Annotated in this window: 13 protein-coding genes and 1 pseudogene; 6 read left to right on the top strand and 8 right to left on the bottom strand. The window is 40.3% G+C overall.

Going from position 1 to position 16,217, the window contains the following annotated elements; translation table 11 throughout:
* Positions 1-221 precede the first annotated feature (221 nt).
* The 4 genes from Q4533_RS15790 to Q4533_RS15775 form a co-directional block, all read right to left on the bottom strand.
* Complete coding sequence (locus Q4533_RS15790; RefSeq protein WP_102436567.1) at positions 222-491, bottom strand: hypothetical protein; 270 nt, start codon at positions 489-491, stop codon at positions 222-224.
* A gap of 138 nt (positions 492-629) precedes the next feature.
* Positions 630-1,856: a TonB family protein gene (locus Q4533_RS15785; protein WP_241903462.1), complete on the bottom strand. Its 1,227-nt coding sequence runs from the start codon at positions 1,854-1,856 to the stop codon at positions 630-632.
* Positions 1,853-2,227, bottom strand: coding sequence for a BlaI/MecI/CopY family transcriptional regulator (locus Q4533_RS15780; protein ID WP_102436565.1), 375 nt, complete (start codon positions 2,225-2,227; stop codon positions 1,853-1,855). The genes Q4533_RS15785 and Q4533_RS15780 overlap by 4 nt, the downstream gene beginning before the upstream one ends.
* A 401-nt stretch (positions 2,228-2,628) precedes the next feature.
* Entirely contained in the window at positions 2,629-4,182 is a 1,554-nt protein-coding gene (locus Q4533_RS15775) for an ammonia-forming cytochrome c nitrite reductase subunit c552 (protein ID WP_303503250.1), read from the bottom strand.
* A gap of 875 nt (positions 4,183-5,057) precedes the next feature.
* On the opposite strand from Q4533_RS15775, the pseudogene Q4533_RS19700 reads away from it, so the two are divergent.
* A pseudogene (locus tag Q4533_RS19700) lies at positions 5,058-5,195 on the top strand (ISAs1 family transposase); the annotation flags it as partial.
* A 356-nt stretch (positions 5,196-5,551) separates the two neighbouring features.
* Entirely contained in the window at positions 5,552-9,490 is a 3,939-nt protein-coding gene (locus tag Q4533_RS15765) for a rhombosortase-dependent M36 family metallopeptidase (protein WP_303503245.1), read from the top strand.
* 112 nt (positions 9,491-9,602) lie between these two features.
* Here the strand turns inward: Q4533_RS15765 and Q4533_RS15760 are convergent, their stop codons facing one another.
* The 3 genes from Q4533_RS15760 to Q4533_RS15750 form a co-directional block, all read right to left on the bottom strand.
* The gene (locus Q4533_RS15760) at positions 9,603-10,259 is read right to left on the bottom strand and encodes a hypothetical protein (protein WP_303503242.1); all 657 of its coding nucleotides are present in this window, start codon (positions 10,257-10,259) and stop codon (positions 9,603-9,605) included.
* Between the two features lie 372 nt (positions 10,260-10,631).
* On the bottom strand, positions 10,632-10,817 hold the full coding sequence (locus tag Q4533_RS15755; protein ID WP_102476524.1) for a DUF3012 domain-containing protein: 186 nt from the start codon (positions 10,815-10,817) through the stop codon (positions 10,632-10,634).
* 34 nt (positions 10,818-10,851) lie between these two features.
* A complete protein-coding gene (locus Q4533_RS15750) occupies positions 10,852-11,205 on the bottom strand; it encodes an STAS/SEC14 domain-containing protein (protein WP_303503240.1) in 354 nt (117 codons plus the stop codon).
* Positions 11,206-11,377: 172 nt separating this feature from the next.
* On the opposite strand from Q4533_RS15750, the gene arfB reads away from it, so the two are divergent.
* The 3 genes from arfB to Q4533_RS15735 all read left to right on the top strand — a co-directional run bounded on the left by arfB (position 11,378) and on the right by Q4533_RS15735 (position 12,797).
* Positions 11,378-11,794 carry an alternative ribosome rescue aminoacyl-tRNA hydrolase ArfB gene (gene arfB / locus Q4533_RS15745; RefSeq protein WP_076538839.1) on the top strand — a complete coding sequence of 139 codons (417 nt, stop codon included), beginning with the start codon at positions 11,378-11,380 and terminating at the stop codon, positions 11,792-11,794.
* A 129-nt stretch (positions 11,795-11,923) separates the two neighbouring features.
* Positions 11,924-12,367: a type II 3-dehydroquinate dehydratase gene (gene aroQ / locus Q4533_RS15740; RefSeq protein ID WP_076538836.1), complete on the top strand. Its 444-nt coding sequence runs from the start codon at positions 11,924-11,926 to the stop codon at positions 12,365-12,367.
* A 37-nt stretch (positions 12,368-12,404) separates the two neighbouring features.
* Positions 12,405-12,797: a DUF3859 domain-containing protein gene (locus tag Q4533_RS15735; protein WP_102437633.1), complete on the top strand. Its 393-nt coding sequence runs from the start codon at positions 12,405-12,407 to the stop codon at positions 12,795-12,797.
* A 1-nt stretch (position 12,798) separates the two neighbouring features.
* On the opposite strand, the gene Q4533_RS15730 is transcribed toward Q4533_RS15735, so the two are convergent.
* A complete protein-coding gene (locus tag Q4533_RS15730; RefSeq protein ID WP_303461625.1) occupies positions 12,799-14,757 on the bottom strand; it encodes a tetratricopeptide repeat-containing diguanylate cyclase in 1,959 nt (652 codons plus the stop codon).
* A gap of 430 nt (positions 14,758-15,187) precedes the next feature.
* On the opposite strand from Q4533_RS15730, the gene Q4533_RS15725 reads away from it, so the two are divergent.
* Entirely contained in the window at positions 15,188-16,195 is a 1,008-nt protein-coding gene (locus Q4533_RS15725; RefSeq protein ID WP_303503237.1) for a class I SAM-dependent rRNA methyltransferase, read from the top strand.
* Positions 16,196-16,217: the final 22 nt, after the last annotated feature.

The raw sequence follows: 16,217 nt of genomic DNA, 5'->3' as shown, positions 1-16,217 counted from the left end.
AAAAGTCTGTTTTTTGAGTTGAATAAGTGACGTTTTATCATTAATAATTGAATTATCAATATAGTCATCATTCAATTAGACAATTGTTACTACCCTAAGCAGATTTGAGGTTGGAATGAAAATTAAACGCAAGATACACAACAAACCGATTTATTAAAATAGCCTAAAAATACTGCTTAATAACAGTATTTTAGAATAAACTGGTTCGCTATTATTTCGATTTAAGCCGCTACCACAGCACGTGTTTTCCACTGCACGCCAATCAGACCTAAAATCACTAATACGCCCACAAAGCCAGTACTTAACGGGTTAAACAATACCCAAGGTACCACGGCTATTGCCAGCACTCGCTCAATCGGTTTAAGCGGTCGTAATAGATAACCTTCTATCGAAATGGCTATCACGACAATAAAGGTCGCGGTTTGCACTATGGCAAACGTAAACGCCATTAAACCGGCATCAGGGTTAAGTAAATCAGTGTAAGCCATCATGATGGGGATAATAAATAAGCCTTATCTTAACCAACAACCTATATATCACATGCTAATTTAGGATCAATTCAGGTTTAGGTGATCAAGCTAAACCTCTCAGTTAATACTCAAAAAAACGAGTATTGCTGACACTTATCATTAGTTCACTTTAATGCGCTCTACATCTGCAGCAGGCTCATGGATGACAAAATCAAGCTGCACTTGTGCATTTTTAACGCCATTTTCTGATTCGTTATAAACCCATTGTGATAAGGCATCTTTAGCTGATTGGTCAAATACACCTGTAGGAGATGACTTAATCACTGCAACATTCGACACTTTACCGGATTGACTAATATCAAACTCCAGTTGCACATAGCCATTGAGCCCTGCAGTTGCCGCTTTAGCAGGATAAATAGGGTCTATACGCATTGTAGGGACAACATGTGTCTCCGCTTGCTTAGCTTGTGAACCGGCATGAACTTGCTGGTTTATTATTAATCCACTGATACCTAATGCTAGGGTGATCCCCATGATGACGAGTGTGTTTTTTCCGTGCTGTTTTTTCATCTGTATAATCCTTTCTTTTAAGATGGTTTTATCTCCATAGTGAGTGTGTAACATGCTCAAAGGAACATGTTGCGAGTAGGCCAATAGCGCATGGCTATAGGCAATTTTATTATTTTTATCCATTTCTGATGTTACTTGAGCATCACACGACAACTCTTGGTCATGTCTAAAACGCCTGTAAGCAAACCACATCAACGGATTAAACCAGAACATCAATAGCACGCTACAACCAATGACATTGCACCATAAGTCTTTACGCTGATGATGGAACGCTTCATGAGCGATGATTGCTTGCTGTTGATTAATATCTAATGATTTGAAATTTAACGGCACCAGAATACAAGGTGACAATAACCCCACCAGCATTGGAGACTGAACGGATTCATGAGCCAATATATCAACCCCCTTATTGGTTTCAGCGACTTTAACCGCTGAGGCCACAATGGGATTAAATTGAGTCTGTTGGTACACCATACTCAATAATAACAAGCTCATAATCGCGATGTATAAGTAGTCGAGATACAGTGAGCTAATGAGCATAGAAGATAGCTTGATAGTATCAGTGGCAAGCACTTGATAATGCTGCATGACTGCAGCAGGCTCAGGCAATGACAACCATGAAAGCTTTAGGTGCATAAAGCCCTCAGGAAACCACAGCTGACCTACTGAAATTAGCAATAGTATCGGCACTGAACTCCATAACACATAAGTATAATGGGCACCGATTTTTGCCAAAATAACCCGATGAAACACCATCATCGGTAAACAAAATAGCGTTAATATTACGGTTTGTTCCATAAACCAATTCAGCATCATTTTTGCTCCTGCTGCCAATCATCAAGTAATGACTTTAATTCAGCAACATCTTCAGCTGATAACTTATTGTTCTTTGCAAAACCCGCCACTAAAGGGGTTAACTTGCCAGAGAACATACGTTCAACAAATGATTCGGACTCTTTAGCTGTGTAGTCATGCTCAACAATCAATGGTGAATAATGGTAAACCCGACCTTGCTTCTCAAAACTAATCGCCTGCTTTTTTACTAAGCGGTTAATTAAGGTTTTAACGGTTTTTTCATGCATGTCATGACTTAATGCCAGAGCATCAACCACTTCAGTTGATGTTAAAGGTGCCCGTTGCCAAAGTTGTTTAAGGACTAATAGTTCGCTATTGCTGATGTCTTTCATCGTTTACTTCCAATGCTATTTGTTTTCGATGCTATTTTTTCAATACTGTTTTTTCAATGCAGTGTTGGATAAAAGATGTTTGAAATACTGCTTCTTTCAATAAAGTTTGCTTCAAACATTAGGATTACGGTTGTAATCTCCAATTAAGATTACAATCGTAATCCTAATTAAGCAACACCTTATTTGCAGTTTTTTTTGAACAGCTATATTCGTGAATGGAGACTATGGCCAACATGCCAGTAAGTGAAAATGCAGCTTAAGCGACAATAAAGTGATGTAAATCAAAACAAAATGCCAGTCGATTTACATCGACTGGCATTGGTTTTAATGGCTATCTGTACTGTGATTGAATTTAAATAAACAGTATGGAAAGTCTATTTCATTTCAATCAACTAGCGAGCTTACTTAAGCTCTGCTGGCCATTCTTTTTTAACGCGCTTATCTAAGAATATTTCTTTAGACGCTTGCATTGCTTCTAAGTCAAGACCCACTAAAGGTTGTACCTTCGCTTTAGTGTCGTACTTAGTCGCATCATACTTGTAGCTAGGTGCGTACTTGGCTAGTAATGCATTAGCTTCAGTCAATGCTGCATCTAAAATGCTATTAGATTTTTCAAGCAAACGTACTGCTTCAGTCGGGTTATGCGCATGAATACCGTGAGATGCTGTTGCACTATCCCAGAACCATTGCGCATTTCTGACTTTAGTCAGTAAGCTATTCATTTCACCGGCTAATGGTGTTTTCGCTTTAAGTGCAGCTTCATAGTTGCCTTTTGCTTGTGGAATAGTTTGACCAGCTTCTAGGCCTTTAATGCCATTAGCAGCCCAAATAGCTTGTGCTTTAAAGTGTACTTCAGTTAACCGTGGGTCGGTGCCATTAGCATCGAAACGTAACTTAGTGATCTCAGCTTTACGCTCATCAAGGATCTCTTTAAAGTCACCGGCTTCATGACAAGATTGACAGTCTGCTGGCAATTTATCAGCTTCAAAAGTCACTTTATGGTTAGAGAATTCAGCGCCTTTAGCGTTAGTCGCTTTCGGCATATGACAAGTGGTACAACCAAACTCTAAATGGTCATCCATTGCATGTTCTGTTCTATCTAACATGTTTTCAAATTCTGGATGCTGCGCTTTAATCATTGGCGCACCAGATACTGCGTTGGTCCAATCTTTAAAGCCGCGTTGGTCAAAATACGCAAGTTGTGCTTCAGCAGCAAAACCTACATATAAACCGTCAGTACCTGTGTAATTAACAAACTTTTTGTAATCAGTTTCAACGCCTGGTACCCAGTAATCCATTGGGTATTTCACTTTTTTGCTATCAGTGCCATCAAAATAGTATTCAACATGACACTGAGCACATGTTTGGCTAGCTTGCATGATTGAATCTTGCTTAGCGAAATCTTTACCAATTGTTTTCATCGCACGATCGGCATACGGACGGCTCAATCTAAGCTCTTCTTTACCTAACTCATGACAATCAGCACAGCCGATTGTGTTAGACATTTCATGACCCCAAGTTGACCAAGCATTGTCAGAGAATTTACCTTCACCTACTTCGTCATACATGCGAGCAACATCAGGGGTTTTACATGACCAACAACTAGCAGCCATTGCTTCACCAACCACTTTGCCGTCATGACCAACAACAGGGTGGCCTACCCGCAGAGTTTTAATAATATCTGTTAATGCATAATGGTGACCACGAGCACGGTTATAGTCTTTAGCAAAACCATAACCCGCCCAAGCCGAAACAAGGTTTGGGTTAGCCGCTAAAAGATCGTCAAGCTCGCCATTGGCTGGGGTACTTTGCTCAGTTTCAGCCCAAGTTTTATATTGCTCAGGGAAGGTTTGCTGCCAGTTTTCACTCTTGTATAGATCAACATCTTTAGCAACTGCAGTACCTGTAAAAACTGCAGATACCATCACCGCTAGCGCTAGCTTTTGTAATTTCATCATCACTCCAAATGGAACTTTATTTATATTTATTAGCATTCATCAATTGCTATAACTTTAATACTTACTTATTAAAGTTTAATAAGTAATATCACAGAAAATATAAACTCACATTTATTTAAATAATTAATGTGACAATGTTCTAATCCAATACAATAACCTTGCATCAAAGCAATACTACTTTTGAGGTATTGATAATACTATTATATAAAAAACCTTTGAATGAATCATGAATCTATCTTTTAAAAAGTAGCCGCCAATAAAAAATAAAAAATAAAAAAATAATCAATAACTAATACATTGAAACCAAATACGCCATCAAGTGTTAAATAAACATTAATAAAAGCTTAATTCAAACTTAAATAGACAGGATTTTAATTGACAGATCAAAAAATGAGAAAAACAGCAATTCATACACTCATTAAAAATAGAACGTCATATATCAAACCAATAAAATAGCAGATAACTAATAATCAATTGCTAGCAGAACTAATAAACTCAATAATTAATTAGTATTAAGTTTATAAGGTGGAGGTAATATTAATTTTAAAATTAATACTTAATGGCAATCGCGCCTTGCTTCAGCAATTTTATGATGAGTTTCATTAGCCGCGGTGAGATTGGTATCACAAACAAAATACTTGCGACTTAACTGGGTTAGCCAGTCAGTTTAGTCATCACACCAGCTAATATTGCCAATGTTAATTCACCTTCAAGTGACTCCTTTATCCATGGGGAGTTCGCGAACGTTTTATGAACAATAAAATCTGATTTGACCTAAAGGTTGAGCTGTGATCATATGCTCTCTTTTTCTAGAGTAGCAATCATGAGTACCGACGCATTTTCTCAACATTTTAGCAAGCTGAAAGATCCCGGCGGAGAATTTGGCCTGCATGAGGCATATAACGTTAAGCATGTTGCGTGCGGAAACAACAAAGAAGGCGAGTATTCGTCGGAAACAAAAGATAGCAGCTATGAATATCGACTATTTTGAGAAGGTATTTATGGCTGGTTGCAAAGCTTTGAGCAAAAAACAAACACTCATGCTCTCACCCTGCTCCTTTATCGCTCCATTAGTTCCAGTAATAGAAACTTTACACTAACCCGACCCTACCATTTTTTAACATAAATTTTAGTAAAAATTTATGTTAGATGATTTATTACCCCGTGAGCATTAAAGTATTTTTTGCAACTAAAACAACACTATGCGTGCGTAACAAATCTAAATCAAGTCACCAATCCCACAAAAAACATATAGCCGACAATCCGCAAAAAAACAATTATTTAACACAAGCCTATCTTATGTTACAAATTGTACACCCTCAGTTTATAGAGGGGCCGTAAAAATTTTAAGGATTAAGGATGAGACATGAACTTTAATAAAACAGCAATAGCCACCGTTATTGGTGCAACTCTTTCAAGTATGTCATTTAGTGCTTTAAGCACTGAATTGAACGAGGCACCAAACTATAAATCATTTGATAAAGCTCAACTTGTTAAAAAGTATAATAAAATTGAAAATGCCGCGACCGTCAGCGGTATGAAAAATCAATTTGATGCTCAGCTAGGTAAAACCACATTCCAATGGGCTGGTAAAAATCAGTCTACGCCAAACTTAGGCGCCCTAAAAACAACCAACAAAACGGCTTATGCCGCCGATTTTTATTTGGCTCAATTAACGGGTATGTCATCAGCTAAAAGAGGACTGGCTCAAGCGGTTCTAGCAAATACTCATGATATGGGTCGCGGCCCGATTATTGCTAAATATAAGCAAGAAATTGCCGGTGTTGAAGTATTTAACAGTGAATTCAATGTCATGATAGACAGAGAACTAAACCTTGTTGCTTCTTCTGGTTACTTTAGTTCTTCAGCCAATACTAAGTCAGCAGCTTCTATTTTAAAGAATACTGACTCTGCATTTGGTGATGCTGCCAATTCAATAAACGCTGCATTTAAGGCAATGGGTGGCAACAGTAACGCAATAACCCTAGCCTCAAAGTCTTCGAATGGAAAATATGAAACATTTGCCGTGACTAACACAGCTAATGATAAAGTGTTGGTGGGTGAACCTCGCGCAAAGAAAGTATTCTTTGAATATAAAAACAACTTAGTTGCTGCCCACTACGTCGAAATTGAAACAGGCTCTGTGGATAGCCGTGAGTCTGAGTATTTCAGCTACGTCATTTCAGCTAAAACCGGTGAAGTCCTATTTACGAAAAACTTAACCAGTCATGCCGCTGATTTTGATTACCGTATCTACGCTGATGCTGACGGCAAGCCTTGGGATAGCCCACACGGCAATGTGATGCCAGCTCCAGAAGGCAGCGATGTTGACGCTTATCTAACCGCACCTTACTTAGATGCACCATTAGTAGGTTTAAGCCACGGGCCAATTAGCACAATGGACCCTTGGTTAGCAGATGATGCAACAACTACCTCAGGTAACAATGTGAATGCCTATGTTGATGCTGTAGCACCTCAAGGCTTCACCAATGGTGATTACCAAGCAGAAACCACCAGCGCTAACACATTTGATTATGTATACAATGTCAATGAACCTGAGTACTCAATAAACAACCGCAAAGCCGCTATTGTTAATTTGTTCTACATGAACAACTACTTACACAATGATTATTATGATCATGGTTTTGATGAAGCAGCAGGTAATGCCCAAGCAGTAAACTATGATCGAGGTGGTATTGAAGGCGATCCGCTCAATGTAGAAGTACAAGATAACTCAGGCTTTGATAACGCTAACATGTCGACCCCTGCTGATGGTGCGTCACCACGCATGCAGATGTATTTATGGGAAACCACTCAAGCTGAAAACGGCGTTGATTATGGTTTAACCATCACTTCTCACGCTGCATTGGGTTTATTAGACATTGTCCAATTTTCAAGTTTTGGTGCCGATGTTTATGAGATCTCGGGCGATTTAGTTCGTATTGAAGATGGTGTTGACCCAATTAGAGATGGCTGTGAAGCTTCTGTGAATGGCGCTGATATTGCTGGTAAAATTGCCATTATTGACCGCGGCGCGTGTAACTTCACCGTGAAAGTTAAAAATGCCCAAGACGCTGGCGCAGTGGCGGTGATTATTGCCAACAACATCGATGATGGTACCCCTGCACCAATGGGCGGAGCTGACGATACAGTCACAATTCCAAGCATGGGTATTAACTTCAGTGACGGCGCTGCTATATATGCGCTTTTAGATGCAAATGAAACTGTGTCTATTGAAATGTTCAAGAATGACCTAACCCGTAACTTTAAAGACAGTTCTTGGGATAACGCCATTGTTGCCCATGAGTGGGGGCACTACATCAGTAACCGTTTAGTCGGTAATGGTTCGGGTTTAAGCAGTAATCAAGCACGTTCTATGGGTGAAGGTTTTGGTGACTTCCATGCATTATTATTTGGCTCAGATGCTGCAGATAACTTAGTAGCAGGTAACGAGGATTACGCTGGCGCATATGGCGATACTACTTATGTAGCAAGCTTTGTAAACGGTATCCGTGAGTTCCCATATTCAACTAATATGGACATTAACCCATCGACATTTGCTTATGTTGAAAGAAATCCACAAGTCCATGGTTCGGGCTCTGTCTACGCAGCAATGTTGTGGGATTCATTTATCGGCTTAGTTAACGATGAACGTCATACCTTCGACGAAGCTAAGAGCTTGATGAAAGACTACTTAGTTGCCGGTTATAAAATGATGCCAATGGCGCCAACCTTTACCGAAGGTCGTGATGCACTCCTTGCTGCAGCCTATGCTAACGATATTGAAGATTATAAAGTGATCTTAGCCGCTTTCGCTAGACGCGGAATGGGTGTCGGCGCGAAATCACCAAGCCGTTTCTCCACCGACCACGCAGGTGTTGTTGAGTCATATGAAACTGAGTTAGCCACTTACGCAGTAAGTGAACACATGCTCAATGCCAACTACGAAGGCTTGATGTCAGGATATTGTTCAAGCGATAACATTCTTGATAAGGGTGAAACTGGCACCATTAGCTTCACTATTCAGAATAATGGTACTGAAGCATTAGCAGGCCTGACAGGGACTGTTATGGTTGAAAGTGATCATACTGTCACCTTCGCCAATGAAGGAGTTATTAGCTTTGATGATATTGCGCTATTTGGCTCAGCAACCAGTTCACCATTAGAATTTACCCTAGATAACGCAGGAACAGGCGAAGAGCTAGTACTGAAATTTGTACCTGATGTTGCCGAGGGAGCTGAAGCTGATGAATATATGCTATCAACAACGGTTAACGTCGACTTCGAAACTCGCGAGTTAACGGGTACAGAGCAATACGAAGATCTTAACACCCTTTCTAGGTTGAATGACTTTAGCGAGAATGTGATGGCTGGCGGTGATATGGCTGGTGGCACTTTCGGTTTAGATCAATGGGATGAGTTCGATGGGCTCATCTCAGCGACAGGCAATAGCTTTACTTCAGATGTCGCCTATGAAACTCGCCCAATGACTGTGGGTTTCGCAGGGGATTACACCGTTAGTTTCTGGCATTTATATAATTTAGAAGAAGGTTTCGATGGCGCAGTAGTTGAAGTCAGTATCAATGGTGGTGACTGGGTAGATGTTATCGAGGCTGGCGCCACATTTGAAGGCGACGGTTATACGGATACTGGCCTTGAATATACAGAAGCAGCTATTGCTGACCGTGATATGTATTCTGGTGTAAATTATGGCTTTGAAACGATTAACTTTGGTGAAAGCTTAAACGGTAACCAAGTACAGTTTAGATTCCGCGTAGCCACTGACTCAGCCGTTGTCCCAGACCCATTCTCAGGGTTTGCTGCAGGTTGGTATATTGATGATATAACCTTTAGCAATATCCAAACGAGCATTTTCTCAGATGTGGTTGCAGGTGACAGTTTTGCTTGTGATAACCGCTTACCAATTGTGTCAATTGAAGCAAATGCCACAGAAGTTCAAGAAGGTGAAGCCGTTAGCTTAAGCGCTACTGCAGTTGATGCAAATGCTGCTGACGTATTAACTTATATGTGGGAGCAAACCTCAGGCACTGCAGTAACATTCACCGGTGAAACCACTGCTGAATTAAGCTTTACTGCCCCCCTAATTGATACTAGCTCTGAAATGTTAGAGTTTACCTTAACGGTCAATGATGGCATGACTGATGTTGTCACCCCTGTATCTGTGACGGTGAAGGATATTCCAGTTGTAGTTGAACCTATAAAAGCTAAATCACCAGGTGGTGGTTCTATGGGTTGGTTAGGATTGATATTATTACCATTTGCAGCGCTTCGTCGCCGTAAATAAGGATTAATAAATGCTAAAAGCCACAACAAATTGTTGTGGCTTTTTTATTTGTTCGCTGATTTAAAGTCTTATTTACTGTCGCATTTTAAAACTCGTATTTAAAAATTAGCATTTAAAACTCCGGAACATGAGCTTTGCCACTATAGTCGACCTCTAACTCAACCACGCTAAATCGCACATCTTTGGCTAACTGTTTATACCAAGCATACAAATCTTCATCAGCAGAATGGGGAGCAAGTCGATAGGTTTCTTTAGCTATGTTATCTATAGAAAAGTCGCTTTCAAGCCACTGTGGAGTGACCTTTGAGATAATAACAAAAGAGCCCTTCGCAACGCCGTAGTCATTCATTTGCATATTAAACAGTGACTGACCGGTTTTGATAACCACATTATCCGTAATAAATTTTTCATTATTGATTGCCACAGAATACTGAGATGGCTCACCTGCTGCAGAAGTTTGAGCTGTAGATAAAGCGTTGATCTTATCCTGTTTTTTAGTGTCAACGTTGGCCGTCAGGGGTTCTACCAGGCTGACTGTATCGACAGTATTTAACGTCGCGGGGTTTGCCTCACTTTCCTTACTGGTACTCTTGTTACTAGCCTTGCTAATGTCTGAGTTAATGTCTGAATGGATGTCTGAATGGATGTCTGAGTTAGCTGCTGAATTAGCGGTTGAATTAGCTGCTGAGTTAATTTCCACTTCTTGAGGCTTATCAGCACTGCAACCACAAAGTGCGACCAATGACGCTAGCATAATTATTTTTTTCATCACTTCCCTTAACGAAATAGATTATCAAATCATATTTTACCCTGCCCCAGCAAAAGTAACAAACAAGCAACATCTGACAGTTATATTCTATGAAACCCTAATACTCAGATATCAAGTCGATAAATGGTTCATGAGGGTAACGATAAGAAACCAGAGGGAAAATCAAAGAGGGACAACCAAATAGCCAAAGTATTATGTAAATGCCTTTTTAGCAGCGCTATTTTAGGAGTAAAGGGCATACTTATGGTTACCTGCAGGCAATTAAAAGTAGCGAAAAATAGAAAATTAATAAAACTAGATAGCACAGCAAGTGTATTTAAAAATTATCTACCTGCTAACGCTATCTATCGCTATAACGACTTAAGTCTCAACTTAAAAAACGCAATGCTTGGCATAATCGGCAGCTTCATTAGCAGTCCAATCACCGCTAGGTTTTTCTTTCATTTGCTTACACCACGCCTCACTGCCTACTTCTGGTGAACAGGCACTTAGACCGATAATTAATAAACCTGCGCTTAATACTGCCGCTATTTTTGAAGATGATTGAGTTAATGACATACTTTCTAATTCCCTGAATGGTTAATCAAATAAATTATTGTTGTAGCCAGGCTATGGCTTGCTGTTTTTGCTCTAATGGAAACCAAGCCACCTCACCTTGCATGAAAGGACCCAGTAAATTAACCGCATTGCCTACCCAGTCAGGGCCACCGACAAACACTAATGCATCAAAATGGGGTAATTGCACTTTATCGCCCCCAGACAAGGAGCTGACATCCCAACCTTCAAGTAACACATCCGCCTCTATGTATAAGAAAACCTTACCAGTTTGTTCGCGATATTGGGCAATTAAAGGTTGTAGTTGAGTGCGATAGTCTTGGGTAGATAAACGCCCACTAACGAATAAGCTAATAACGCCTTTAGCGATATCGGGGATTTGGCACAACATAAAGCAACTCCAAACGGTCAATGTGGCCTAGTTTCTAGATAATTATTGATAGTAACAAATCTTATCCGCAGTACTAAACAAAAGTTTGTTAAACTCAAGTGGTAACAAACAATAAACTCGAATCAGGCCCCTTAAATAGACCCAAGTAAATGGTAAAAAGTAGAATCATATAATGATCAAGATAACCAACAGCGTCAGCATCGAAGATAATGAAATTGAATGGCAATTTATCCGTTCAAGCGGCGCTGGTGGGCAGCACATTAATAAAGTTTCCACTGCAGCGCAGATTATTTTTGACATACGTCAGTCATCGCTACCTGAGTTTTATCAGCAAAAGCTATTAGCCAAAGCCGATCATCGCATTACTAAGAGCGGTAAAGTGATCATAAAATGCCAACAAAGCCGCAGCCAAGATTTTAATCGTCAGCTGGCATTAGAGCAGTTTATTGAGCTAGTAAAAAGTGTCGGTATAGTGCAAAAAAAACGTATTGCCACCAAAGCGACTAAAGGCAGTCAACGCCGCAGAGTCGATGCCAAAAAGCAACGCGGCGCTACGAAAGCGCTACGAAAAAACAAATCTGATTATTAAGCTGCAATCGTTTTCAAACTCGCCTTAATACAGCCATGAAAATTTATCCACTTATGGCAATAATTACATGATAAATTAACCTTATTCGGTATTATCAATACTCATCAGTAGCAATTTTAAGGAAAGTGCATGACGCCCAAAGCCAAGATTTTACTAGTTAATGGCCCTAATTTAAATTTATTAGGCCGTCGTGAGCCAGGCCTTTATGGCAGCGATAACTTAGACACCATTGTGGCAAAGTGTCAGTCTCAAGCCCATGGTGCCGAATTAGACTTTGATCATATCCAGTCTAATGCCGAACACGCACTTATCAATGCGATTCATGCCACTGATGCCAAGTTTATTGTGATCAATCCTGCCGCCTTTACCCACACCAGTGTCGCCCTGCGCGATGCACTGCTTGGGGTGAATATTCCGTTTATTGAAGTCCATATTTCAAATGTTCATGCTCGCGAGCCTTTTAGACATCATTCTTATTTATCAGATAAAGCGGTCGGGGTAATTTGCGGCTTAGGCATTCAGGGCTATGAGTTTGCAATGCAAGCCGCTATTAGCCAGCTGAGCAAGGATTAAAGAAAGGACTAGCGTTAGCTATAGAGATCTACAAGATATGAGTAAATTAAAAGCAGATGTCAGTATTATTCAAGCGGGGATTTTCAGTCAATGGGATTCTGATAGTGATGAACTGCCAAGATTTTTAAAAGCCACCGTACATGTGCCTGCTGAAATAGACATTGAATTTGGCTTTGTCACCCGTATTCGCAAAGCCAAAAATCAAGTGTTAGGTTACTGTATTTATCACCCCGATATTCCCGATGCAGAAGGCAATATTCAAGCGCCTTTCGATGGTGAAGTGTACATCAAAGAAAACGATTGGAAGTTTTACCTTGGAGACTGTATTTGGGCGCCAATTGACAACAAAGTCGGCAACTGGCGCATGACCCTAGAGCTAAACGGCAAAGTTATCGCCGATAAAACCTTTAAAGTGCATTTGCCTGAATAAGTTATTTTTCCGCAATAACCGCGCAATTGCGTCCAGCTTGTTTAGCTTGGTATAACGCGGTATCGGCAAGTTTGAGGATTGAATCCCACTCTTCGACTAGCCTTTTGGCTGTTGTCGGTCGACTTGCGCCAATCGATACTGTCACCACTAAATCAGCAGCTGGAGTTATAACGGCTTCAGTGCTAATAGCCTGATTAAAACGGCTTAACACTTCATCCAGAGAGGTGGGGTCGGCTTCGTCAACTTGCAATAATATAATAAACTCTTCACCGCCCCATCGTACTAATACATCCCCTTTACGAATGCTGTTCGATAAACGCTTGGCCACTTCTGTGAGCACGATATCCCCAGTATCATGACCATAATTATCGTTCACTTTTTTAAAGTTATCGCAGTCAATCATCAACATACAATAATAAGCATTCGGAAATGCGGTTAGCTCATGATGAATAAAGTGCTCGATATAGCGGCGGTTGTGTAGTCCTGTGAGTTGATCGTTATTTGAAGCTTTATACAAACTTTTATTTGATGTTCGCAGGCTATCGATGTTCTTTTCACTTAAAAAGTAACGTCTAATTAATAACACTAAGCCAATAGCTAAAATAGCCAAAGCTAACAACCATATTCTTTCTTGTAGCTCTTTTTTATCAAGTGTGGCGGCCTTCAGTTCATTTTCTGCGGTTAATAAGGCAATTTTTTCATCTTGAAGCTGGCCTTCATACAAGGCTTTTAAGGCAAATAACTGTTCTTCACGCTGATTGAAAAGCAGCTTTTGGGTGCCTTCATAATAAGTGGTTAATTGCTCAATGGCCTCAGGGTATCGCTGCTGTGCTTGATAGACTCGCGCCAATAATTCATAGGACTTTAATAGTGAGTCTTGGTTATCAATGGCCTTAAGCCCGGCCATGGCATTGTTGGCATAATCACCAGCAGTGGCGCTATCACCCTTAAATAAACTGACCTCGCCGAGACCCATTAAGCATTCGTTATAAGGTAATTGATCATGCACTTGCTTCGCGAGCTCAACACATTCCATTGCCACTGGCTCAGCCTCAGCAAAGAGTTGCTGACTAATTAATAAGTGGGTCTGGGTCATTAAGGCGTTGACAATAAGCTGGTTATTATTGGACTCCCGTGCCACGGCAATGCTTTTTTCACTGTATTGGGTCGCCGCTTCTATATCATTAATTTCTAGCATATTGTTACTAGCATTACTGTATAGGATCACTAAGTACTCAAAGCTGACATTATCACTTTTAAGATATAACTCAGTGGCTTTTTTATTGTATTCAATCGCGCTAGGCCAATCTTCAACCATAGAATAAAGCACTGATATATTTGAATATAACTTAAATACAAAATCGCTATTATTGGTGGTTTCAGCCAGTTTAATCGCTCTTTGATAATCCTCAATCGCTAATTCATAAGCTAAACTACGTGAGTGAATTATGCCTCGTATATTAAGTGCACGAGCCAGTAAGCGGTCATAATGCAGTTGTTCGGCTAAGCTGATCGCTTGCTCTATCAGTCGCAGCGCTTTTTTACCTTCACTTTTTCTCGCCGCCAAGGTGCCTTTAATGGTTAGGCCTTCGGCCACAATCCAGTCTTGGCCGCTATCTAGGCCAAATTGATATAAGGTTTTAGTGGTTTTTTCTGCCGCCTCAACATCAGACAGTACAAATTGAACGTTATAAAGGATCAGATAATAAATGGTTTTAAAATAGTCATTACCATCGATAACACCTTGGGATTTTAGTTGCTCTAAAGCCGTTAAGGTGCCTTCAGGGTCTTTATCAGCCCCAAGATATAACGCCGTTAATTGCGGCCCGTGTTCAATGCTGGCAATCTCATCTAATAAATCGAAAACTGGCGGCTTTGCTGCAGTTGCTGCGGTCGAAAAAATACCGCAAAAAAAAAGCAATAATACGGGTAATAGTGAATGGCGCAGCAGGTGATTCAAGTGAACCTCGTCGTTTACAACTAACTAAATCGAAAAATTAATCAAATAGCGAATACTTGGAATAACTAAAGCAGAGAACCGCTACGGCATACTCTTGAGTTGACGGAGCATAAATGGTCTTACAACCCCAACTTAGAGTCATCTGCTATTTCGCTCGACAATTACAATATAAAAAACTATTTCGATTATTTTCAGATATTTACAGGATGTGAAAAGGTAACAGATTTCGTTAAAGAGTGTGGATATTTTCGATGAAAAATATGGCTAAGGCTACAATTTGTTACTTTTAAAAATAAATATGAGAGCTTGATTTCAGTGCTTGTTACAGAGGGCATATAAATCCTCCTTCAGAAGCGGTAACACATACCGACAAGTAACTCGAAGCTTGATATAATCCCTTTTTGCCTTTTTAATGCTAACGAGCACAATTATGTCATTGCAGTCTTCTCTTACTCACGCCATTAATCAACGCGCTGAATTTTTTAAACAAGCAGCGCTTCAACAAACCGATTGTTTTCGGGTATTTCATGGCACAGTTGAAGGCGAAAATGGTCTTAATATTGACCGTTATGGTAATGCATGGCTCATTCAAACATTCCATCAGACCTTAACTGAGCAACAGCTTGCGCAAATAACTGAAGTCCTTAACGCACATATTGAGTTACCTATTATCTACAATGACCGTGCTAAACGTAATTCACGCATTGAAAATAATCTTGCTGATGACTTCAATGACTTTGCCTGCTCAGAGCAAGTTATCCAAGAAAATGGCATCAAGTTCACCTCAAAATTACGCCATGAAGGCCAAGATCCGTTATTGTTCCTTGATATGCGTATCGGTAGAGAATATGTCAGAGCCAATAGCCAAGGCAAAACCGTACTAAACCTATTTTCATACACTTGCGGTATTGGCACTGCAGCAGCCATAGGCGGTGCAACTCGGGCAGTTAATGTGGATTTCTCATCATTTGCTTTGGCTGCAGGCCAAAAGAATGCTGAGCTCAATGAGGTAGCAGATACTTGTGAGTTTATTCAAAGCGATGCTTTTCCTGCGCTGCGTCAATTAGCTGGTCTTAAGGTCGGTGGCCGCCGCGGGCAAAAATTACCTAAATATCCCAAGCTAGCCGCGACTCAATTTGATTTAGTCTTTCTGGACCCGCCACGTTTTGCAAAAAGCCCATTTGGCACCGTTGATCTGATTAATGATTACCAAGGTTTATTTAAGCCTGCAATGCTAACAACAAAAAGTGGTGGCACCATAGTGTGCTGTAACAATGTCGCCAAAGTGGAACGACAAGCCTGGCTCAACAGCTTAGTGCGCTGTGTTGAAAAACAAGACCGCAGTGTCAGCTCAATTGAATGGTTAAATTGCCATGAAGACTTCCCGTCATTTGATGACAACCATCCCCTTAAGATTGTCGCACTAACGATTGATTAATTAATTCATAATGATAAAAAAG

It is taken from the genome of Shewanella sp. 6_MG-2023, from assembly GCF_030547195.1.
Taxonomy (GTDB): Bacteria; Pseudomonadota; Gammaproteobacteria; order Enterobacterales; family Shewanellaceae; genus Shewanella.
Note: the sequence above shows the minus strand (reverse complement) of the source record. Positions and strands in the feature narration are given on the sequence as shown.